Annotated in this window: 16 protein-coding genes; 7 read left to right on the top strand and 9 right to left on the bottom strand. The window is 68.1% G+C overall.

Annotated elements, in window-relative coordinates:
* Positions 1-84: 84 nt before the first annotated feature.
* Positions 85-1,329 carry a right-handed parallel beta-helix repeat-containing protein gene (locus HWX08_RS05170; protein ID WP_244122678.1) on the top strand — a complete coding sequence of 415 codons (1,245 nt, stop codon included), beginning with the start codon at positions 85-87 and terminating at the stop codon, positions 1,327-1,329.
* A 96-nt stretch (positions 1,330-1,425) separates the two neighbouring features.
* On the opposite strand, the gene HWX08_RS05165 is transcribed toward HWX08_RS05170, so the two are convergent.
* Positions 1,426-2,949, bottom strand: coding sequence for a mannose-1-phosphate guanylyltransferase/mannose-6-phosphate isomerase (locus tag HWX08_RS05165; RefSeq protein WP_107312738.1), 1,524 nt, complete (start codon positions 2,947-2,949; stop codon positions 1,426-1,428).
* Complete coding sequence (locus HWX08_RS05160) at positions 2,946-3,518, bottom strand: GNAT family protein (protein ID WP_174921712.1); 573 nt, start codon at positions 3,516-3,518, stop codon at positions 2,946-2,948. Before HWX08_RS05160 ends, HWX08_RS05165 begins: the two co-directional genes overlap by 4 nt.
* Before the next feature lie 1,473 nt (positions 3,519-4,991).
* On the opposite strand from HWX08_RS05160, the gene HWX08_RS05155 reads away from it, so the two are divergent.
* A complete protein-coding gene (locus tag HWX08_RS05155; RefSeq protein ID WP_069259750.1) occupies positions 4,992-6,383 on the top strand; it encodes a sigma-54 dependent transcriptional regulator in 1,392 nt (463 codons plus the stop codon).
* 49 nt (positions 6,384-6,432) lie between these two features.
* On the opposite strand, the gene HWX08_RS05150 is transcribed toward HWX08_RS05155, so the two are convergent.
* The 6 genes from HWX08_RS05150 to HWX08_RS05125 all read right to left on the bottom strand — a co-directional run bounded on the left by HWX08_RS05150 (position 6,433) and on the right by HWX08_RS05125 (position 13,338).
* Positions 6,433-8,916 (bottom strand): glycoside hydrolase family 2 protein, encoded by a 2,484-nt coding sequence (locus HWX08_RS05150; protein ID WP_174921713.1) that lies wholly within the window; start codon positions 8,914-8,916, stop codon positions 6,433-6,435.
* The gene (locus HWX08_RS05145; protein ID WP_069261127.1) at positions 8,913-9,971 is read right to left on the bottom strand and encodes a DUF1839 family protein; all 1,059 of its coding nucleotides are present in this window, start codon (positions 9,969-9,971) and stop codon (positions 8,913-8,915) included. The genes HWX08_RS05150 and HWX08_RS05145 overlap by 4 nt, the downstream gene beginning before the upstream one ends.
* Positions 9,968-10,942: an amino acid--[acyl-carrier-protein] ligase gene (locus tag HWX08_RS05140; RefSeq protein WP_107312735.1), complete on the bottom strand. Its 975-nt coding sequence runs from the start codon at positions 10,940-10,942 to the stop codon at positions 9,968-9,970. The genes HWX08_RS05145 and HWX08_RS05140 overlap by 4 nt, the downstream gene beginning before the upstream one ends.
* Positions 10,939-12,135, bottom strand: a complete 1,197-nt coding sequence (locus HWX08_RS05135) for an acyl-CoA dehydrogenase family protein (protein WP_174921714.1) — start codon at positions 12,133-12,135, stop codon at positions 10,939-10,941. Before HWX08_RS05135 ends, HWX08_RS05140 begins: the two co-directional genes overlap by 4 nt.
* Positions 12,132-12,383, bottom strand: a complete 252-nt coding sequence (locus tag HWX08_RS05130) for an acyl carrier protein (RefSeq protein WP_006490451.1) — start codon at positions 12,381-12,383, stop codon at positions 12,132-12,134. Before HWX08_RS05130 ends, HWX08_RS05135 begins: the two co-directional genes overlap by 4 nt.
* A gap of 172 nt (positions 12,384-12,555) precedes the next feature.
* Complete coding sequence (locus HWX08_RS05125) at positions 12,556-13,338, bottom strand: Crp/Fnr family transcriptional regulator (protein ID WP_174921715.1); 783 nt, start codon at positions 13,336-13,338, stop codon at positions 12,556-12,558.
* Between the two features lie 920 nt (positions 13,339-14,258).
* On the opposite strand from HWX08_RS05125, the gene HWX08_RS05120 reads away from it, so the two are divergent.
* The 4 genes from HWX08_RS05120 to polX all read left to right on the top strand — a co-directional run bounded on the left by HWX08_RS05120 (position 14,259) and on the right by polX (position 19,135).
* Positions 14,259-15,041: a Crp/Fnr family transcriptional regulator gene (locus HWX08_RS05120; RefSeq protein WP_069259754.1), complete on the top strand. Its 783-nt coding sequence runs from the start codon at positions 14,259-14,261 to the stop codon at positions 15,039-15,041.
* Positions 15,042-15,043: 2 nt separating this feature from the next.
* On the top strand, positions 15,044-16,459 hold the full coding sequence (locus tag HWX08_RS05115) for an undecaprenyl-phosphate glucose phosphotransferase (RefSeq protein WP_174921716.1): 1,416 nt from the start codon (positions 15,044-15,046) through the stop codon (positions 16,457-16,459).
* Positions 16,460-16,835: 376 nt separating this feature from the next.
* Positions 16,836-17,228 (top strand): TraR/DksA family transcriptional regulator, encoded by a 393-nt coding sequence (locus HWX08_RS05110; RefSeq protein ID WP_069261129.1) that lies wholly within the window; start codon positions 16,836-16,838, stop codon positions 17,226-17,228.
* Between the two features lie 140 nt (positions 17,229-17,368).
* On the top strand, positions 17,369-19,135 hold the full coding sequence (polX, locus tag HWX08_RS05105) for a DNA polymerase/3'-5' exonuclease PolX (protein ID WP_174921717.1): 1,767 nt from the start codon (positions 17,369-17,371) through the stop codon (positions 19,133-19,135).
* A gap of 60 nt (positions 19,136-19,195) precedes the next feature.
* Here the strand turns inward: polX and ald are convergent, their stop codons facing one another.
* Positions 19,196-20,311 (bottom strand): alanine dehydrogenase, encoded by a 1,116-nt coding sequence (ald, locus tag HWX08_RS05100; protein WP_174921718.1) that lies wholly within the window; start codon positions 20,309-20,311, stop codon positions 19,196-19,198.
* 340 nt (positions 20,312-20,651) lie between these two features.
* Between ald and HWX08_RS05095 the strand changes: the two genes are divergently transcribed.
* The gene (locus HWX08_RS05095; RefSeq protein WP_069259758.1) at positions 20,652-21,068 is read left to right on the top strand and encodes a DUF3995 domain-containing protein; all 417 of its coding nucleotides are present in this window, start codon (positions 20,652-20,654) and stop codon (positions 21,066-21,068) included.

Below are 21,068 nucleotides of genomic sequence, written 5' to 3'. Positions count from 1 at the left end.
AAGCAATCGATGTCCGGGCAGCTGGCATGCGCGGCAACCCATACCCGCGCCGTGTACCAGATTATTCGAGGGAGACGATTCGATATGCATGGTTCGCAAGGCCTGTCGCGTGTATGCACCGTGATCGCAGGCATGTTCATCGCGGGCGGATTGTCGTGGCCCGGGTTCGCCGTGGCGGCCGCCGATGCGTCCGCGCCGGGTGCGCTCCATGCGAACGTGCCGGATGTGTACGTTTATCCCGCTTCCAACGCAGCCGATCAGGCGGGCGAGCTGCAGCGCGTGCTGGACAGGTTGCGTCCGGGGCAGCGGCTGGTGTTCGCGCCCGGGCGGTACGTGGTCGGCCGTTCATTGATCGTGCGGCGCCCGCATGTCGTGCTGTCGGGTTACGGCGCGACGCTCGCGGCGCGCAACCCGGAGGACCAGACGATCGAGATGCGGGGCGACGGTACGACGCTCGTCGGATTTCGACTCAAGGGCGTCGGCAGGACGCGCCTCGCCACGCGGGAGTCGACCAAGGTCGAGGTGACGGGGCGCAGCGTGCAAGTGCTCGATAACGTCATCGACGGTGGTGCGAGCGCCGGCATTTTCGTGTTCGGCGGTGCGGACGTCGCGATCGTCGGCAACGAGGTGCTGTCGACGCTCGCCGACGGCATTCACATGACGCACGGCGCGCGCGACGTGCTGGTTCAGGGCAATGTCGTGCGCGACACCGGCGACGACATGATTGCCGTGGTGAGCTATCGGGGCGACGGCGTGCTGAGCCGCAATGTGCTGATTACCCAAAACTCGCTCGAAGGTAACTCGTGGGGACGCGGGATCACGGTGGTCGGCGGCACGGAGGTGACGATCTCGAACAACATCGTGCGTAACGTGCAGGTGAGCGCGGGCATTCTCGTCGCGCAGGAGGACAGCTTTCAGACCTACGATGCGTCGAACGTCCGGATCGAGAACAACATGATCGCGAACATCCAGACGGCGACCGGCCGCACCGATCCTCGCCCGCTCACGCAGCAGGCCGCGATCGACGTCAGCACGTGGTCGGGGGCGGTGACACGCGTGGTCGTGACGGGCAACCGCGTATCGCAGTCGCGTTTCGACGGCATTCGCCTGTGGGGAAACGTGTCGGGTGTCGAGCTTGCGGACAACCAGATGTCGGGAATCGGCGGTATGCCGGTACGGATCGGTCCGAAGCAGGATTGCGCCGCCGACAATGCGAAAGCCGGGCCGTGTGCGACGGCGCTTCAATCCCGATCGGCCACGCCCGACGGGGTCGGCGCGGATACGTCGTTGCTGCCGCGCGTGCGCGAATCCGTCGGGCTGCGTCGTTGACCGTCCGGCGATGTCGATCGACACAGAAGCGTCCGCAGCGGGCGACGGTGCGCCGCCACTGCATTCGCGCGAATGCCGCGCGCAGCGACATATCGCCTATGTCTGCTGAGCCGACAGCACTTCAACCGCCCGCCCATACTGATCATCGAACCGAACGATATCGTCCTCGCCGAGATAGTCGCCCGACTGCACCTCGATGATTTCCAGCGGAATCAGCCCGGGATTCTCGAGGCGGTGCACTTCGCCGACCGCGATGTACGTCGATTCGTTCTCGCGAAGCAGGAACGTCTCGGCGCCGCGTGTCACCTTCGCGGTGCCGCGCACGACGATCCAGTGCTCGGCGCGGTGATAATGCATCTGCAGCGACAGCCGCTTGCCGGGCTCGACCACGATCCGTTTCACCTGGAAGCGCTGGCCGAGGTCGATCGAATCGTAGTGTCCCCACGGCCGCTGCACCTTGCGGTGCTCGCTCGCCTGCGGGCGCCGGTCGGATTTCAGGCGGGCGACGATGTTCTTCACGCGCTGCACGTCGTGCTTGTTCGCGACCAGCACGGCATCGGGCGTCTCGATCACGACGACGTCCTTCATTCCGACGCAAGCAATCAGGCGGCCCTCCGAGCGCACGAGACTGTCCTGCGTGTCCTCGAACACGATCGGGCCGCGCGCGACGTTGCCCTGATCGTCTTTCGGCATGATTTCCCAGATCGCGTCCCAGGTGCCGACGTCCGACCAGCCCGCCGCGAGCGGCACGACGATGCCGTCGATGCCGAGTTCACCGTGTTCCGCGAGCCGTTCCATCACCGCATAGTCGATCGAGTCCGACGGGCACGCGTCGAAGGCCGTCGCGTCAATCCGGAAGAACGGATCTTCGGCGATACCCGCACGCCATGCGGCTTCGCAAGCCGCATGAATGCCGGGCGCGAGCGCGCCGATCGCTTTCAGCCAGACCGACGCGCGCGTGACGTAAATCCCGCTGTTCCACCAGTAGTCGCCCGATTGCAGGTAGCGCTCCGCGAGCGTCGCATCGGGCTTCTCGACGAAACGCCCGATCGCGTAGCCGCCCTGACCGCCGAGACGGCCGGTGCGCGGCTCGCCGACCTGGATGTAGCCGTAGCCCGTTTCCGCGCGGCGCGGCAGCACGCCGAGCGTGACGATCGCGCCTTCCTGCGCGTAGCGCGCCGCGCGCGCGATCGCGTCCTGGAACGCGCCGACGTCGGTGATCACGTGATCGGCTGGCATCACCGCGAGCACGGGATCGTCCGCGAGCTGGCTCGCGTCGAGGGCCGCCAGCGTCAGCGCGGGCGCGGTGTTGCGCGCGACCGGTTCGAGCAGGATGCGGGCGGGCGCCGCGCGCCCGACCACCTGCGCGGCGCTCATGACGCGATGTTGTTCGCCGCACACCAGCAGCAGCGTGTCGCCGAGCGACGCATTCGCGATACCGTTCAGGCGGCGAGCCGTCGCCGACAACGGCGATTCGTTCGAGATCAGCTCGATCAGCTGCTTCGGATATTGTTCGCGCGACAGCGGCCACAGCCGCGTGCCGGAGCCGCCGGCGAGAATCACCGGCAGGATGCACGGCAGGTCGGGCTCGGGAACCGGGCGGAGGGTGGTGGGGTTCATCGATTGGCTCCGGTGTCGGCCGGCTGCCGGGGGTGGGCACGCGCGTCGTCGTTGCGCGGCCCGTGGGCCGTTACGGCCCGGGACAGCAGGTTACGCAGTGCGCCGGCCGCGCGGTCGGCGGGCCGCACCAGGCCGACGAACGGCGCGCCTTGTTCGAGATACGGGCCGTAGGCCTTGCGGAATCCGAAACGCTTGTAGAACGCCTGGCGCGGCGCCGCGACGTGCGTGCGCACCGCGGTGTCGGGCCACGCGGCCTGCGCAGCGGTGAGGGCGCGTTCGATCAGCCGCTCGAGCGTATCGTCGTCGCGACGGCTTTCGCTCGTCAGCACCTTGTCGATCACGACGTCCGGATCGACGTCGTCGCCGGGCAGGATGCGGGCGTACGCAGCGACTTCCATCGTGTCGCCGTCGCGCACGGTTGCATAGACGTGCAGCGCGCCGGCGTCCTTGCCGTCGATGTCCAGATGCGTGTGCGCGTCCTCGACCACCAGCACGGCGTTGCGGGCGCGCAGGATTGCATAGAGGTCGACCGCGCCCAGATGTTCGAATTCACAACAATGCCATTCCATGATGCTGTCCTCGCGTGATGCCTTCGGCATGCGTTGCTGAGCGAACGCGATCGTTCGTGCAGCGCGGCGATGCTCATCATCCGGCCGCGTCGCGCGCCGGTCTGTTCGAAAGCGTACTCACGCTCCGGATTCGCATGGCGGGCGCAAGATGCGCAGCCCTGGGGCTGCCGCGCGGGCGCCTCAAGGTGCGGTAGCACACACCGCGGCGGCCGGTGCTTTTCCATAATTGCGTCATCCTGGCAGCTCGCGTCGCTGCGCGGCCAGTCAATATCGAATGTCAATAGCGAACCGGGGGCAGCACTTGAGCATGGCGAGCGTTCACGACGGGCCGATCGCGCACGGCAGTGTCGGGCATCCACTCACGCATCGGCTTGCGCAAGCGCGCGGTTGCATCGCGCAGGCCGACCGTCCGCTGCCTCGTCGAATTCCTTCGGGATCGTGCATGCCGGTGCGGCGCGCGCGTTCGTCTTCATCGGCATGCCGTTGTTCGCGCGCATGCATTCCAGAAGCAGAAACGCGCGACCTCAGCTGCCGTTTCCGGTCACACGACGTGGTCCGGCCGATGACGGCAACGGGCCGGCCTCGACCCGGCCGACGGGATGCCGGCCCCGGTCGCAACGTGCCCGCGCGCCGCGTGCCGGGCAGCCATGCTGCACTGCGAAAGGCAAACGTCGGCACGACCGGTTCCAGGCGCCGCCGTGGCGCCTCGCCGGCGCGCGTTCGGCGCGTGCGGCAAGCGTTTTACCGGGCTCCGGCACCGGGAAACGCGACCTGTGATGCGGTGCGGTTGATTACCGCATGTAACGGAGGTGAAAGGCGCGAGCGGACCGGCCGCCGCCGCGGTACGATGCGGCCGGCCGTCGGCGCGGGCAATTATGTTGCGAGCGGCATGTGGTGCCGGCCTTTCACGGGGATTTCGACGGAAATAAAAGGCAATCGATCGTCGCAATCTTGCGGAAAAGTAGTATTTGCCACTGATTGACTGCAATGCTCGTAGATAATCAAATCTCAGTGGTCAAATACACGTGGCGCGGAACGACCGGTCGCGTAACCGGCTGATTCAGGTTTATCTTTTGGTAACAAGACCATCTCGAAACGGGGTGTAAATTCAGGAGCGGATGAAATGCGGCGGTCATTCCGGAAACGGGTTGGCGGCCATCCGGTTCAGCATCGGGCGCAACTGTCGTGTACGACGTCACGCACATGCCGACGGCATTCCTGTCTGCCGACGCTCTCCGCCATGATGGCGGGGCGCCTCAAAGCGGGAACGTCGTGGCTCCCGTAGCCGCGCGTTTCCTTCGAGTTCGATGACAACGAGGCCGGATGACATCCGGCTCGACCTCCGGGGGCTCTCGCCGTGTGCAGTCTCGATCTTCGCCAAAGCTGCGGAAACGCAGCGCGGAAAGGCGGCCATGCGCCGCCGGCCGCAGCGCACGCGAACGGTTCGCGGAGTGGAGAAAGTGATGGTTCGTTATGAATATGCCAATAACGCGCGATAAGAGCGCCGGCGCGGAGAGCGGTAACGGGCAGCGTCCTCTGATTTACTGGACGCAGTCGCCGTCCGTCATGCTGCGAAAGGAGCTGTCGCGGCGCGACTGGAAAGTGTCGATCGTCGCGCAGGCGAGCGAGCTGCGCGACACGTCCGGCGAAATCACCTGCGGCATCCTCGACCTGAGCGGCGGCCATGCGGACGCGATCGGCAGCATCGCATCGACCTGCGCGTCGATGCGCGACGTCGTCTGGGTCGCACTCGTCGACGTCGGCCAGACCGCGTCGCCGAACGTGCGTGCGCTGTTGCGCGACTATTGCTTCGATTACGTCACGTTGCCCGCGTCGCACCAGCGGATCGCCGATACGGTCGGCCATGCGTACGGCATGGAATGCCTGTTCGCGCGCGACCGCGAACGGCTCGAATCGGAAGAGAAAGGCATCGTCGGAACCTGCAGCGCGATGCTGCGGCTGTTCGATACGGTGCGGCGTTTCGCGCGCACCGACGCACCGGTGTTCGTGTTCGGCGAAACCGGGACCGGCAAGGAGTTGACGGCCGTCGCGATCCATCGCCATTCGGAGCGCCGCAACGGCCCGTTCGTCGCGGTGAACTGCGGGGCCATTCCGCCGCATCTGCTGCAATCCGAACTGTTCGGCTACGAGCGCGGCGCGTTTACCGGCGCGAACGCGCGCAAGATCGGCTATGTCGAAGCGGCAAACGGCGGCACGCTGCTGCTCGACGAGATCGGCGACCTGCCGCACGAGAGCCAGGCGAGCCTGCTGCGGTTTCTGCAGGAACGCGCGATTCATCGCCTGGGCGGCAGCGGCCCGGTGCCGGTCGACGTCCGGATCGTGTCGGCGACGCACGTCGACCTGCGCGACGCGATGGAGGAAGGGCGCTTTCGGCCGGACCTGTTCCATCGCCTGTGCGTGATGCGCATCGACCAGCCGCCGCTGCGCGCGCGCGGCAAGGACATCGAACTGCTCGCGCACCACATGCTCGAACGCTTTCGCGGCGATGCGCGTCATCGCGTGCGCGGCTTCTCGACGGACGCGATCACGGCGCTCTACAAGCACGACTGGCCCGGCAACGTCCGCGAGCTGATCAATCGCGTGCGCCGCGCGGTCGTGATGACGGAAGGGCGCCTGATCACCGCGCAGGATCTCGAACTCGAATACTGTCTCGATGCCGCGTCGCCGTCGGTGGCCGACATCCGCAAGTCGATCGAGCGCGAGGCGATCGAAACCGCACTGCTGCGCACGCGCGGGCGCGTCGCGGCGTCCGCGCGCGAACTCGGCGTCTCGCGCGCCACGCTGTATCGCTGGATGGAGGCATACGGGATCGAGCGGCCGCGCGGGACGGGCTCGTCCGACTGAGCGCCGGCAGGCGCGCGCGGCCGGCAGCTGCCGCGCACGTCGCGCCGCGTCAGCCGGCTTGCGTGGCGCGCACCGTACGCGCGGCGTTCACTGCACGGATTTCCACGGCCGGCGGCGTGTTGGCCACGGCGCCATTTTTGCCGGCCGCTTCAAGCGGCACGAGCGCGACGCGCGCCGGCGTGCCGGGCGCGAGATGGAACCAGTCGTCGCGCGGCATGAAGCCCGGCGCATCGATCTGCACATGGCGGGCGACGTGCCGGGTGTCGATGTCGACGTGCCACGTATCGCCGCTGCGCGACACGCACGCCTCCAGCCCGAGTTCGCGGCGCGCCAGCACGGCCGGATGCGTGCGGGACGGGAAATGGAACGCCTGCGACAGCAGCGTGCCGTCGTCGGCGCGCAGCGTCGCGACGACGGTGTCGTGTTCGCACGGCCCGAACCGGTACGCGTAGGTCCAGTCGAAGAAGCGGCCGAGCAGCTCGGCCGAGCCGATCCGCACGGTGTCGTGCGCGGCGATCCGCACAGGGCAGCCGGCCCGCGCAACCGGTGTGCGGCCGTCGCGCAGCGCGACCAGTTCGAGCGCCGCCGCGAGCGGCGCGGGGCGCTCGTTGACGACGTGCACGTCGAGCCCGTTCAGGCCTTCGTCGACGAGCAGCACCTGCACGGGCTGCAGTACCTGGCGCAGCGCGTGCCACGCGGATTTCGGCCGGTGCGCGGCGTCGATCATGCCCCATCCGGCGCCCGGCATCACGTCCAGGAACTGCCACACGAGCGCGCCGGCGCACCGCGAACCGGTGCGCCGCCATTCGGAAAACGTGTCGCGCATCAGGTCCGCGATCACCGCGCGCGACAGCTCGAAGTAGCGCGCCGGATCCTCGCGTCGCAGCCGGTCGGGCGCGACGTCGTACAGCGTCTGCAGATAATGGTCGCGGACGTCCTCGAAATCCCACGACGTGCCGGGGTCGCGCGGCACGGCCGCCTTCCAGCGCGGCTCGTGCACGCCGGGCCAGCCGAGCTCGGCGAGCGTCGCGTCGCACGGCAGGTTCGAGAACGCGAGGCATTCGCTCGCGAAGCGCACGTCCGCGCGGCGCGCGTCGTCGAGCGGGCGCAGGTACGCGCCGACGCCGTAGTAGTGCGACACGCGTTCGCGCGGCGCGAACGGCAGCACGCCGCCGTCGGGCGAATCGGGCACGTACGGCACGTCGGGCCGGCGCGCGGCCGCGTGGCCGGCCAGCCGGTCGGCGCTCAGTTCGAGAAAGCGCTGCTTCGGCCCGAGGCCGGACATCGCGGCCTGTTGCGCGATCTCGCTGCCGCCGCACAGGACGGCCAGCGACGGCGATGCGCCGACACGCGAGAGGAACTGCCGCGCTTCGCGGTCGACGTTGTCCGCGAACGCGGGATCGTCGAGCGCGTAGTCGAAGTTCGCGAACATGAAATCCTGCCAGACCAGCAGCCCGAGCCGGTCGCACCACGCGTGAAACGCATCGGCCTCGTAGGTCATCGTGCCGCCCACGCGCAGCATGTTGAAGCCGGCGTCGCGCGCGAGCCCGAGCAGGCGCACGTAGGTGGCGTCGTCCGCGTGCAGCGCGAGCGGCGCGGCGCTGCTCCAGCATGCGCCGCGCGCGAACACCGGCACGCCGTTGATGCGCAGTCCGAAGCCCTTGCCGTCGGCGCCGGCGTCGACCTCGATCGTGCGGAAGCCCGTCGCGCCGAGCGGCCGCTGCGCGTCGCCGATATGCAGCGCAACGTCGTACAGCACCGGTTCACCGTGCGTATGCGGCCACCAGCGGCACACGTTGGGCACCGCGACGCTCGTGCGCAGACGTTCGGGGCCGGCACGTTCGAGCGTCGCGTGGTGCTTGCCGCACGACAGGCGTGCCGCGAGCGCGTCGGGCAGCGGCGCGGCGAACGTCAGTTCCGCATCGAGCCAGCCCGTGTCGCCTTCGATGCGCGCGCGCAGGTCGCAATCGACGAGCACGGGTGCGTCGGCCGGATCGAGCACGTCCACGGGCCGCCACGGGCCGGTCGGCACGTGCGGCGGAAACCAGCCGGGCATGTGCCCGAACAGCGACGTGCGGATCGTGCGCAGTGTCGCCGGCTCCGCGAGGCGCGTGCGCCAGCGCGCCCGGCGCGGCGCGCGCGTGTCGCGCAGGTGCGGCGCGAGCGCGCGGAAACAGACGGTCAGCCGGTGCGTGCCGTCGAGCGCGACGGGCACGTCGTGCGTGACGAACATGCTGTCGGAGTAGAGGATCGGCGTGTCGTCGAGCCACGCTTGCGCGAGCGTCGCGAGGCCGTGAAAGCGCAGCACGCGCGGGCCGTGCCCGCGCAGTTCGATCCGGTACCAGTGATCGCGCTCGTCGAGCGAGGCGGCTTCGTCGAGCCGGCCGGCGAGCGCGAGCGACTGCGCGACCGTGCCGGGCACGATCGCCGGAATCCAGCCATCGCTGCCGGCCGGGAGGTCGCGCGGCTCCCGCACGGCGCCCGCGGCCGTCGCCCGCATCGACCAGGCGGGCTGGGCGCGCGTGCGCGTCACCGCATGACCGGCACGGGTGCCGCGGTGTCGTCGCGCACGGGCGTCACGTGCCGCAGCGGCAGGCCGATCTGCCGCGCACAGGCGATCACGTCCGCATACGCGGCCTCGATCGCTTCGAGCGTCGAGTCGCCGCGCTCCTCCTTGCCGCGCGCACAGGCGCGCGCGAGCCGGAACTCCAGCACCATCGCTTCCGACGCGATGCGGTCGCACGCGGCGCGGATCTCGGCGAACGGCCCGACGCAGCCGCTGGCCTGCAGCCAGCGCGCGTAGTGGCCGAACAGTTCGAAATTCGCACCGAGCTGCCGCACCGAATTGAACGAGTACGCGTGGAAGCGCTCGAGCGGCGAATCGGCGAGCGTGCGCGCGTCGGTCTGCAACTGCCGCCGGAACGCGGCGATCGGATCGACGACCGGCAGGCGCCGCAGGTGGCGCTGCAGCGCCGCGAGCGACGCTTCGCACAGCGCGCGCTCGTCGAGCGGCGGGAACCGCCGTTTCGCGCATTCGACGTACGGCGGCAACGTCATCGGCGAGCTGCCGCCGACGAGCCCGTTGTAGTCGAAATCCTCGGCCACGTAATAGCCGCTGTTGTGGAAGTAGCCGATCTGGCGTTTCGCGCGGTCGATCGCATCGATGCCGATCGTCGTCTTCGTGTGCTGCGTGCGATAGCTGCTGCCGCGCGTGTCGGGCAGGAACCACGCGTCGACCTCGACGATCATCAGGTGGCCGCGCGCGACCTGCGTCTCGACGTGCTGGTCGAGCGGTTCGTAGATCGAGTGCTCCTGCACGACGATGCCGTACAGCCGCTCCAGTTCGTCGTGCGGAAACTTGAAGAACGTGAACTGGTCGCCCTCGAAATCGAGCGCGATCGTGAACGGCAGCGCCGCGTACGGATTGAAGCCCCACCAGCGCAGCACCTCGAGCCACATGTCGACGTAGCAGTTGGTCTGCTTCCAGACCATCTCCTGGCTGTGCAGCGGATGCGGCCGGTAGTGGCGCGCGCGGTGGCGCACATCCTCGAACGACGCGTCCTCGCCGCCGCGGGACACGAATCTCATTGCGCGCCCCACAGCACGTCCCGGACCTCGCGCGGCCACGCGTCGATGTCGAAGCCGTGGTGGCGGAACAGCGCGAGCGTGAGCCGTTCGAGGCCGAAGCCGACGCAGCCGGTGTGCGCGACGTCGCCCGTCGCGGTGCGGATGTCCCACAGCAACCCGAAATGGTCCATGTGGTAGTTGAAGCTCAGGCACGCGGTCTGGCGATCGTCGTGCTCGATCGGGATCAGCAGTTCGAACTTCAGGTTCTGCTCGCGCTGGCTGTTCGCGACGATCTTGCCGCCGCGCCCGAAGAACGGATCGTTCGCGAGATCGATCGCGTTGGGCAGGCGCAGCGCGTCGATCATCCGCGTGCCGCGCTCGATCCAGGTCTCGCGGAACGACACGATCTGCTCGGGCGTGCCGATCCGCACGTACTCGCGCATCCGGAACAGCTGCATGCGGGTCGGATCGAGCGACGGCTCGTGGCGGAAGCAGTACGAGAACACGTCGACGATGCGGCCGTCGGCGGGCAGCGCACCCGCGCGCGCAACGACCGGATACACGGGGTAGCACGCGGCCGGCGTCATCACGACATAGGTCGGTTTCTGGTTCTCGGTCCAGTCGTCGCCGCGGTCGAGGCATTGCAGCAGGCGCTGGTGCTGGTGCTCGTCGCCGCAGAACGAATGCACGCTGCCGGCGAGTTGCGGGAAGCTCTTCATGTATTCGCTGCGCTCGAATTCGAGGCGGCTCATCGCCGGCGGAAAGCGCAGCACCTCGGCGTGCTGGTCGGCGCCCAGGCGCGTGACGAACGCGTCCAGCGCCTCGACGACGCGCTCGAATGCTTCGCTGCGGCCGAACAGGCCCTGGATGCCGGTCGAGACCAGCAGGCCCGCGTCGATCAGTTCGTCGCGCAGCGGATTGACGCCCGCGCGGTCGATCGGTGCGTCGGCGGGAGCGGAGGCGGCGGAGGGCACGGCAAGGCGATCGTTCACGTATGTTTCTCCAGCGTCGCAGGACGCAGCGCGAGCAGCAGGTTCGAGGTGTTGGTGGCGATGCGGTCGTTGCTGATCATCAGCGGCGCCGCGTGCAGGTCGCGAATGTGGCGCCCGATGCTGAACGGCGTGCCTTGCTTGTAGCCGGCCATCCCGCAGATCATCATCGCCTGGTGGGCGACTTCCAGTGCGGTCGTCGATACGTAGGTCTTCAGCGTGTTGATCTCGGCGGCCCGGGCCATGCCGGCCGACCACGAATTTGCCGTCGGGTTCGCGTGGAGCCGCAGCACGCTGTCGACGCGGGCCTGCATCGCCTGCATCAGCGCGAGCGATTCGGCGATGCGCCGCGATGCCGGCGACGGCGCGCCGTCGGTCTGGCGTGCCTGCGCGCGGAAGAACTGGTGCGCGCGATGGAACGCGTCGCCGGCCACGCCGATCCATACCGCCGCCCACAGGATGTGCGATACCGGCACCATCGTTTCCTCGGCGATCGTCGCGAACGGCACCGGCAGGCACTGGACGGCGGCGCCTTGCGCGTCGAGCTCGAAGCCGTTGCTGCAGGTGCCCCGCATCCCGAGCGTGTCCCACTCGCCGCGGCGCGTGAGCGTGTAGCCGTCGCGCAGCAGCGTGACGAGCACCTGCTCGGAAGCCGGCGCGTCAGCATCGCGCCGCGCGGTCGCGAGGATGCCGTCCGCATAGTCGCCGTACGAGATCGTCGGTGCGGACTTGCGCAGCCGGAACTCGCCGCCGCTGGTTTCGAGCGCGCACTGGCTCGCGCGCAGGTTGCCGCCGACGCCGTTTTCCGACGTGGCCGACGCGAGCAGCCACTGATGACGCACGAGCTGCTGCAGGAACAGCTTGTGCCAGCCCTGGTCGAGCCCGTGGTTGACGATGCAGGCGACCTGGATCTGGTGCATCGCGAACACCATCGCCGACGACGCGCACGCCTGGCCGAGAATCGAGCAGGCCGACGCGATGTCTTCCAGCGACGCGCCAGCGCCGCCGAGCGCGGTCGGCACCATTGCGCCGAGCAGGCGGCGCGCGCGCATTGCCTCGATCGCCTCGACCGGGCAGCGCGCGTCGCGGTCGACCGCGTCCGCGTGCTGCGCGGCGATCTGCGCGACGGCATGCGCGGCCTCGTCGAGCCGGCGCGAATCGCTGCCGGACGCGAGTTCCGGAAGCAGCGCGCTCATGCGGAATGCTCGGTGCGTTGCAGCGTCGCGATGGTGTCCGCGAGCGCATCGATGCTGCGGAACAGGTTGCGGTTCAGCATCTCGTCGGGAATCTCGATGTTGAATTGCTTCTCGATCGCGAGCATCAGCTGGATCGTATCGAGCGAGGAGAGGCCCGCTTCATAGAGGTCGTCCCCGTCGCCGATCGAATCGATCGCGGCTTCGAGGTGGGCGACGTGCTTCAGGATGGTTCTGATTTCGTTTTTCACGTGCTGCTCCGGCGTGCGTGGTGTCGTCCGCTCGAGGCAGACGCGCGATACGCGCTGACGTCCCCCCGGCAGTCCGGCACCAGTAGACCACTGGCACGCACGACGTTCTGTTCGCCACCCTACAAACAGCTGACCCCGCGCACCGAAGCGTCGCGCCGGGCAGACAGGCCGGTCAGGCGCGCGACGCGGCCGGCACGCCGGAGTCGGCCGACAGGATGCGCTTCATTTCGTCGCGCACGATCGCGCGACAGCCGCACGACATCTTTTCGAGGCCGCCGAGGTCGGCGAGCTCGATCGAGCTCCGGTATTGCCGGATCAGGCCGAGCTTCTGGATTTCGCCGGCGGCATCGGTGACCGTTTCGCGCCGTACGCCGAGCATCTGCGCGAGCATGCTGTGCGTCACCTGGATCTCGATGCTGCGCGTGCGGTCGTACGCGAGCAGGAACCATCTGCATAACTGATGTTTGAGGACGTGATGGCGGCTGCAGAACGTGATCTGCGAGACCTGCGCCATCAGGAGCCGCACGCAGACGAACACGAGATGGCGGATCACCGGCGACGCGTCGAACGCGGCGGCGAACACGCGCCGGTCGAGCCGGTAGACGAAGCCGTCGCGGCAGGCGACGGCCCGGCAGGGCATCCGGCCGCTGCCGCCGATCACGTCGTCGCACACCACGCTCTCGCTGCCGATCTCCGCGACTTCCAGCGTCATGCCGCCGGACGACACGTACTGCAGCGAAATCGCGGTCGTGACGGGGAGGTAGACGGCGGCAAGCATTTCGCCGGGCTCGCAGAGCACTTGCCCCGACTTCAGGTGAACGAGCTGCAGATGAGGGGCGAACGCAGCGAGTTCTTCGCGGTCGATGGCCGCCAGAAACCGGTTCGCATCGAAGCTGTGGGAAAGCTCGATCATGCCGTTCGCATGCACGACGGCGTCAGGGGCCTGGTGAGTCACGGCGCATCCTCGTAGGGTGGCGGTCACGCGTCGTCGCGGCGATACCCCGGAAATGGGGAATTAGCACGATCGTGCGGACTTGTGTTCGTCAAATATCGAGTGACGATTCTCGCGAAAAGGCTAACACGCCATTGAATTCGATCAATTGCATATTGCGTCATCTCACAAAGTTTGACGATTGCCGTACGCGCAAATGTTATTCCCGTTTAATGATTCATTTCGGCGAAATTAATCATCCGGAAACGAAATGCGGCGCCTGGAATTCATTCGGTGTCGATCTGGAATCAATCCGGAGATGGCCCACATCGTAAGGCGAAAGTTCGCAGAGGGAAATTGAACATTATTTGACAAATAAATGGTTCCGGTAAAAATGCAATTTAAAATCAATGGCTTACGGATGAAATGTGCGATTGGTCACATAGTCTGAAATTAGTGTGTCGGTTCAAATTTGAGACAGTTTCAAACACTCGTGTGAGGCGCGGTGTCGCATCGGAGTGCCGCCAGGACAGATCGCGGAAACAATTGAAAATCGACTGTAAGTATATGTGAGACAAGCCTCGCGGCACCGCAGCGACTGCGTCAGGTAGGTGCGGCGGAAATGATCAGTCGAATGGCGCAGTGTCCATCGCCCGGAAGAGTGTCCGGAAATGAGACATTTTTTTTGAATTCGGGCGGCTTATTCGGGCGATCTAAATCCCATGTGATTCATATATTAAAGATGGGCATGCATTGGCACGTAAATCGCTTATTCGGGCTGGTGTGTCGAAACGGGACGGCCGATTCGATCCGGTGGCGAAGCCGCTGGTCGGTCGGAATCGGGGTTGTGGGCCGCAACCACTGTCAACGTCCGGGCACGCATCGCGATAACGAGTTCCGTGCACGCGGCAGCAGGCGGCGCAGACGATAAAAGGGATACAGACATGCTTCATCTTCACTCGAGCTACTCGGCGAACGCCATCCTCGATGCTCTCCCCGAGGACAGCATCCGCACCATCGCACCGCATCTCGAACTGGTCAGGATCAAGGCCGGGATGCTCGACCGGGTCGGCGAGCCGATGCGTCACGTACATTTCCCGACGACGTCGATGATGTCGGTGCAGCACCTGATGGAAGACGGTGCGATGGTCGAAGTGGCGCAGGTCGGCCGCGAAGGGGTGGTCGGGCTGGCGACGCTGGTCGGCGGCGCCGCGGCCTCTCACCGGGTCGAGGTCCGCATCGGCGGGATGGCCTATCGCGTGCCGAGTTGCGTGATGCGCGCCGAATTCGAGCGGTCGCCCGCGACCTACCGGCTGCTGCTCAACTACTGCCAGGCGGCGATGGCGCAGATCTCGCGCAGCGCGCTGTGCAACCGGCATCACTCGGTCAGCGAGCAATTGAGCCGCTGGCTGCTGCTCGCGCACGACCGCATCGACGGCGACGAACTGGCCGTCACGCAGCAGACGATCGCGAACATGCTCGGCGTGCGGCGCGAAGGCGTGACGGAAGCGGCGGGCAGCTTGCAGGAAGCCGGGCTGATCCGGCAGCGCCGCGGCCGCATCACGGTGCTCGACCGCGACGGTCTCGAACATCACGCGTGCGAATGCTACGACCTGATTCGCGCCGACTATCGCAGGTTGCTCGGCACGCGCGGGACGGCGCGGCCGACGCCGGTTCGCTCCCGCATGCCGGAAGGGCGTCACGGGTTTCCGGCACATGGTGCGTGACGATGCAGTCGAAGTCCGGTGGAACGAATGCGGTGCGGCGTGCCGCGATCGCGGTGACCGACGTCGTGCTCGTGCTGGCGGGCGCGCTCGGCGCGCAGGCGGCGTCGGGCCTCGCATGGCGCGACCTGTCCGACGCGCAGCGCGGCGCGATCGCGCTGCTGGGCGTGCTGACCGTGGCATTGCTGCCGCGTTACCTGCGCACCGTGCGCGGCAGTGTGGCGCCGCAAGGCGGCACGCATGCGCTGACGCAGACGTTGGTGGCGCTCGTCTGCGCGAGCGTGCTGACGGTGGCCGCCGCGATGTGGATCATGAACCGCGGCGGCACGATCACGACACGCTGGATCGTGCGGACGGTGCTGGCCGCCGACGCCGCGTTGCTGCTCGGCCGTGCCGCGCTGCTGGCGCTCGCGCTGACGCGTGACGACCCGCGCGCACGGCAGCGTCGTGTCGCGGTGGTTGGCGCAACCGCGTACGGGCGTGTCGCGGTCGAGCGCATGCAGCTCGACCCGCAGGGGCCGTTCGTCGCGGCGTGCGTATTCGACGACGACGCGCCGGCTGCCGCCGGCGGGATCGGCGGCGTGCCGGTGATCGACGACTGGAACGCGTTGCGCGACCTGATCCGCGGCGGCGAGATCGACGAGGTCTGGCTCACGCTGCCGATGTCGCACGAGTGGCGGATCCAGCGCATCGTCCGCGAGCTGCGAGACGAGTTCGTGGAATTGCGGCTGCTGCCCGACGTGCGGCAGATGGCGGTGGTCGATCGCTCGGCCACCGACGTGCTCGGCATGCCGGCGATCAATCTCGCGACCACGCCGCGCTCGGCGCCGGAGCTGTGGGCCAAGTTCGCGTTCGACCGGCTGTTCGCTTTCGGCGTGCTGATTCCCTTGCTGCCGCTGCTGTCGATGCTGGCGATCGCGGTCAAGCTGTCGTCGCCGGGGCCCGTGCTGTTCAGGCAGCGCCGCAAGGGGGTGGACGGCCGGGAGTTCGACATCCTGAAGTTCCGGACGATGCGCGTGCACCGCGTGCAACCGGGCGTCGTGCGGCAGGCGTCGCGCAACGATTCGCGCATCACGCGCGTCGGCGCGTTCCTGCGGCGCACGTCGCTCGACGAGCTGCCGCAGTTCTTCAACGTGCTGCTCGGGCAGATGTCGGTGGTCGGCCCGCGTCCTCATGCGATCGAGCACGACGATTTCTACCGGCAACTGATCGACTGCTACATGTATCGCTATCGCGTGCGGCCCGGCATCACCGGATGGGCGCAGGTGAACGGCTATCGCGGCGAGACGCGCAAGGTCGAGGCGATGGAGGCGCGCGTGAAGTTCGACCTGTTCTATATGCAGAACTGGAGCTTCTGGTTCGACATGAAGATCATCCTGTTGACGGTCGTGCGGGGATTCTTCGGGCGCAATGCGTTCTGAGGATAACGAATCATCCGGCGAAGCACGCCGCGCCGATGAATGCGTCGACAGGCCGATACCGGCCGGACGAGCGGGCGCGGCAGCACGATGTCTGCTGCGCTGCAACGACCCTGACGGGCGCTGGTGGCACGAACCGTGCATGGCGATCTTGCGTCCGTCCCCAGTTTCATCAGGCTTTTGATGGGCGATGCAGGTCCGCCGATTCCAGTCAACACACGCGTGTTCAATGGGTTTATCCTGCGTCGAATGCGTCCGGCGCTTCATGTCCGCGGGCGCACATCCGGACACGGTGGCGGCGCGCGCGCCTGCCCGCCGCGCACCGGCGCGACACCGCGCGCCGCAATGCTCCGCGCGGAACCCGGAACAGGAGACGGCCATGGCGCTCGACGAGCAACAACGGCAGACGCTGAAACGGCGGCTGAACGAGAGCGAGCAGACGTTGCGTGCGGAGATCCGCACGAGCGAGGACCAGCGCGCGTCGGAATCCTATGCGGACCTTGCGGGCGCGTCGCCGGACGAGGGCGACGAGGCGAATGCGGACCTGTTCGTCGACGTCGACCATGCGTTGATCGGCATGAAGCTGACCGAACTGCGCGCGGTCGGCCGCGCCCAGCAGCGCATGCGTGACGGCAGCTACGGCGAATGCATCGACTGCGACGCCTCGGTCGGCTACGAGCGCCTGCTGGCGCTGCCGACCGCCGAGCGCTGCACGCATTGCCAGTCGATCTACGAACGGCGCTACGCCACCACGCCGCGCGCGTCCCTCTGACGTCGCGACCGCGGCGACGCTGCACGCGTTTCGCTGCCGGCGTACGATGGTGAACGGGCGCCCGGCGGCGTCAGCACGAGATGCCGGGCGGGCCGGCGCCGTCGTCGGCGTCATCCACGTGGAAGGGAGCCACGCCGATCATGCCGATCCACAATGCCGAGTGTGCGGCCGTGTTTGCCGAGATCGCCGACATGCTCGAGATCCAGGGCGCCAACCCGTTCCGCGTGCGTGCGTATCGCAACGCCGCGCGGACGATCGCCGACTACGGCCGCGACATCGCGACGATGATCGCGAACGGCGACGATCTCGGGAAGATTCCGTCGATCGGGCCCGATCTCGCGTCGAAGCTGCGCGAGATCGCTGCGACCGGCACCTGCGAGCTGCAGCAAACGCTGCGCCACGCGCTGCCCGGTGCGATCGTCGAGTTGCTCGACGTGCCGGGGCTCGGCGCGAAACGCGTGAAGGCGTTGCATGACGCGCTGCACGTGGATTCGCTCGAGCAGCTGCGTGCGCAAGCGAAGAACGGGCACGTGCGCGAGCTGCCGGGCTTCGGCGCGAAGACCGAAGCGCATCTGCTCGAAGCGATCGACGCCCGGCTGCAGCGCGAACCCCGACGCTTCCTGCTGCCGGAGGCGGCGCACGCGCTGCTGCCGCTGCTCGAACGCCTGCGCGCGATCGCTGGCGTCGACAACGCCGTGCCGGCCGGCAGTTTCCGCCGCCGCCGCGAGACGGTCGGCGATCTGGACATCCTCGTCACCGCCCGCGATCCGGCGGCCGTTGCCGACGCGTTCGTCGGCCACGGCGACGTGGCGCGCGTGCTGGCGCGCGGCAAGACGAAGTCGAGCGTCGTGCTCGCCAGCGGGTTGCAGGTCGACCTGCGCATCGTCGATGCCGACGCGTTCGGCGCGGCGCTCGTCTACTTCACCGGATCGAAGGCGCACAACATCGCGTTGCGCAGGCTCGCGCAGGCCGGCGGGCTGAAGATCAACGAATACGGCGTGTTTCGCGGCGACGAACGGATTGCCGGCGCGACCGAGGCGTCGGTTTACGCGGCCATCGGGCTGCACGAGGTGCCGCCCGAATTGCGCGAGGATCGCGGCGAGATCGACGCGGCGCGGGCAGGCAAGCTGCCGGCGCTGGTCGAGCACAAGCACGTCCGCGGCGACCTGCATGCGCATACCGATGCATCGGCCGGTCGCGACAGCGTGCGCGCGATGGCCGATGCGGCACGCGCACGCGGGTTCGCGTACCTGGCCATCACCGACCGCGCACCGGATGCCGGCGGTGGCCGCAACGCCTTCGACTGGCTGGCCCGGCAACTCGACGAGATCGATCGCATCAACGCATCGTTCGACGATTTCGTGCTGCTCAAGGGGGTGGAGGCCGGCATTCGCGAGGACGGCAGTCTCGATGTACCCGACGCGATGCTCGGCCGGCTCGATCTCGTGGTCGGCGCGGTACGCGACGGCTTCGCGCTGTCGCGCGAGGCGCAGACCGCGCGCCTGCTGCGTGCGATGGACCATCCGCATTTCACGATTCTCGCGCACCCGACGGGCCGCATGCTCGGCGAGCGCGACGCCTGCGAACTCGACGTGCCGCGCGTGATCGCGCACGCGGCGGCGCGCGGCTGCTTCGTCGAACTCGATGCGCAGCCGCGGCGGCTCGACCTGCCGGACATCTGGTGCCGCGAGGCCGCGAAGGCCGGCGTGCCGGTGGCGCTCGGCTCGGATGCGTGCAGCGCGGACGAACTCGACGATCTGGCGTACGGCGTCGATCAGGCGCGACGCGGCTGGCTCACGCGGCACGACGTGCTGAACACGCGCACGCTTGCGCAGTTGAGGCCGCTGCTTGCACGCACGATGGGGGCGGGCGGCGCATCGAAGCGCCGCGGGACGAAGGGCGCGTGAACGCGCCCGGCGGCGCATGCCGCCGGCCGCCGGCCACGCGTGACCGCGGTCACGACACCATTACGCCAGCATGCCGGACGCCGGCACATAGGGCAGGCCGAGCGCCAGCGCGACCGCTTCGTGCGTGATGTGTCCGTCGCACACGTTCAGGCCCGCGCGCAGATGCGCATCGTCGGTCATCGCCTGCTTCCAGCCCTTGTCGGCGAGCGCGAGCGCAGCCCCGAGCGTCGCGTTGTTCAGCGCGAAGGTCGACGTGCGCGCGACCGCGCCGGGCATGTTCGCGACGCAGTAGTGCACGACGCCGTCGACGACGAAGGTCGGGTCCGCGTGGGTCGTCGCGTGCGACGTCTCGAAGCATCCGCCCTGGTCGATCGCGACGTCGACGACGACGGCTCCCGTGCGCATCGTCGCGATCATGTCGCGCGTGACGAGCCGCGGCGCCGATGCGCCCGGCACGAGCACCGCGCCGATCACGACGTCGGCATCGCGCACGGCTTCGTCGATCGTTTGCGCGTTCGAGCAGACGGTCGCGATCCGGTTGGCGAAGACGAGATCGAGCTGGCGCAGCCGGTTCACGTTGGTGTCGAGCACGGTGACGCGCGCGCCGAGGCCCACCGCCATCTGCAGCGCACCGGTGCCCACCACGCCCGCACCGAGCACCACGACATGCGCGGCCGGCACGCCGGGCACACCGGCCATCAGCAGGCCGCGCCCGCCGCGCGGGCTTTCGAGGTGGGTCGCCGCGACCTGGATCGACATGCGCCCGGCCACCTCGCTCATCGGCGCGAGCAGCGGCAGGCCGCCGCCGGGGCCCGTCACGGTTTCGTACGCGATGCACACGGCGCCGGACTTCACGAGCGCGGCGGCCTGAGCGGGATCGGGCGCGAGATGCAGATACGTGTAGAGGATCTGCCCGCGCCGCAACATCGCGCATTCGGCCGGCTGAGGTTCCTTGACCTTGATGATCATGTCGGCGCGCGCGAAGACTTCGGCCGCTTCGTCGCAGAGCGATGCGCCCGCGGCCGTGTAGTCGTCGTCGAGCAGGCCGATCGCCGTGCCCGCGCCGCGCTGCACCAGCACGCGATGGCCGTGCCGCGTGAGTTCGCGCGCACCGGCGGGCGTGAGGCCGACCCGGTATTCGTGGTTCTTGATCTCTTTCGGCACGCCGATCAGCATGAGTCGCCTCCATGGCCTTCGTCGTCGTTGTCGTGCAACGTGCCCGTGCGCTTGCGCGGCGAACGCTGCACGTGCGGCCGGTCGCGCAGGCGCGGATCGATCGCTCTACTGGATTAACAGGGTAGGTGTGCGCGGAGGGAAGTCAAGCGGCCGGACCGCGTGCGCGCGCACTGCGTCGCAGCATGCGCTGTCGCGGGTGGCGGGTTGCGACCGGGCGTCGCAATGCGCGCGTTGCCGGGCTTCGGTATCGTCACGTGTATCGCGTGCCGGGGCCGCATGCCGGTATTTCGCCGGCCACGCATCGAGACAACCCCACAACGAGACGAGGGCACTCACCGACATGACCGGAGCGTATTTCAGCGTGCCGACGCTTTGCGCAATGGCGCTCGTTCACCTCTACTGGGCGGCGGGCGGACGCCGGGGCAAACGCGCAGCGATCCCGGAGCAGGACGGCAAGCCGCTGATACGGCCGACCGCCGTCGGCACATTTGCCGTCGCGGCCGCATTGCTCGGCGGCGCGTGCATGGTTGCCGCGCGGGCCGGCTGGTTCGGGCCGGGTGCGTATCACCGCGCGATCTCGTTCGCGGTCGTTGCGCTCGCACTGATCTTCGCGGTGCGGGCCGTCGGCGATTTCCGTTACGTCGGCTTCTTCAAGCGGATTCGCGGGTCGCGCTTCGCGCGGATGGACACCTTGTATTACTCGCCGCTTTGCGCGGCGCTGGCGCTGTCCATCGCGTCGATGTTCTGGCCGGGGTGA

The organism is Burkholderia metallica (assembly GCF_902832845.1).
Taxonomy (GTDB): Bacteria; Pseudomonadota; Gammaproteobacteria; order Burkholderiales; family Burkholderiaceae; genus Burkholderia; species Burkholderia metallica.
This window is presented reverse-complemented; position numbering and strand designations above follow the sequence as displayed.

What these genes read in the sequence shown, in the direction of transcription:
- HWX08_RS05170 (WP_244122678.1), top strand. Translation starts at nt 85, where the DNA reads ATGCATGGTTCGCAAGGCCTGTCGCGTGTATGCACCGTGATCGCAGGC.
- HWX08_RS05165 (WP_107312738.1), bottom strand. Translation starts at nt 2,949, where the DNA reads ATGAACCCCACCACCCTCCGCCCGGTTCCCGAGCCCGACCTGCCGTGC.
- HWX08_RS05160 (WP_174921712.1), bottom strand. Translation starts at nt 3,518, where the DNA reads ATGGAATGGCATTGTTGTGAATTCGAACATCTGGGCGCGGTCGACCTC.
- HWX08_RS05155 (WP_069259750.1), top strand. Translation starts at nt 4,992, where the DNA reads ATGAATATGCCAATAACGCGCGATAAGAGCGCCGGCGCGGAGAGCGGT.
- HWX08_RS05145 (WP_069261127.1), bottom strand. Translation starts at nt 9,971, where the DNA reads ATGAGATTCGTGTCCCGCGGCGGCGAGGACGCGTCGTTCGAGGATGTG.
- HWX08_RS05135 (WP_174921714.1), bottom strand. Translation starts at nt 12,135, where the DNA reads ATGAGCGCGCTGCTTCCGGAACTCGCGTCCGGCAGCGATTCGCGCCGG.
- HWX08_RS05120 (WP_069259754.1), top strand. Translation starts at nt 14,259, where the DNA reads ATGCTTCATCTTCACTCGAGCTACTCGGCGAACGCCATCCTCGATGCT.
- HWX08_RS05115 (WP_174921716.1), top strand. Translation starts at nt 15,044, where the DNA reads ATGCAGTCGAAGTCCGGTGGAACGAATGCGGTGCGGCGTGCCGCGATC.
- HWX08_RS05110 (WP_069261129.1), top strand. Translation starts at nt 16,836, where the DNA reads ATGGCGCTCGACGAGCAACAACGGCAGACGCTGAAACGGCGGCTGAAC.
- polX (WP_174921717.1), top strand. Translation starts at nt 17,369, where the DNA reads ATGCCGATCCACAATGCCGAGTGTGCGGCCGTGTTTGCCGAGATCGCC.
- ald (WP_174921718.1), bottom strand. Translation starts at nt 20,311, where the DNA reads ATGCTGATCGGCGTGCCGAAAGAGATCAAGAACCACGAATACCGGGTC.
- HWX08_RS05095 (WP_069259758.1), top strand. Translation starts at nt 20,652, where the DNA reads ATGACCGGAGCGTATTTCAGCGTGCCGACGCTTTGCGCAATGGCGCTC.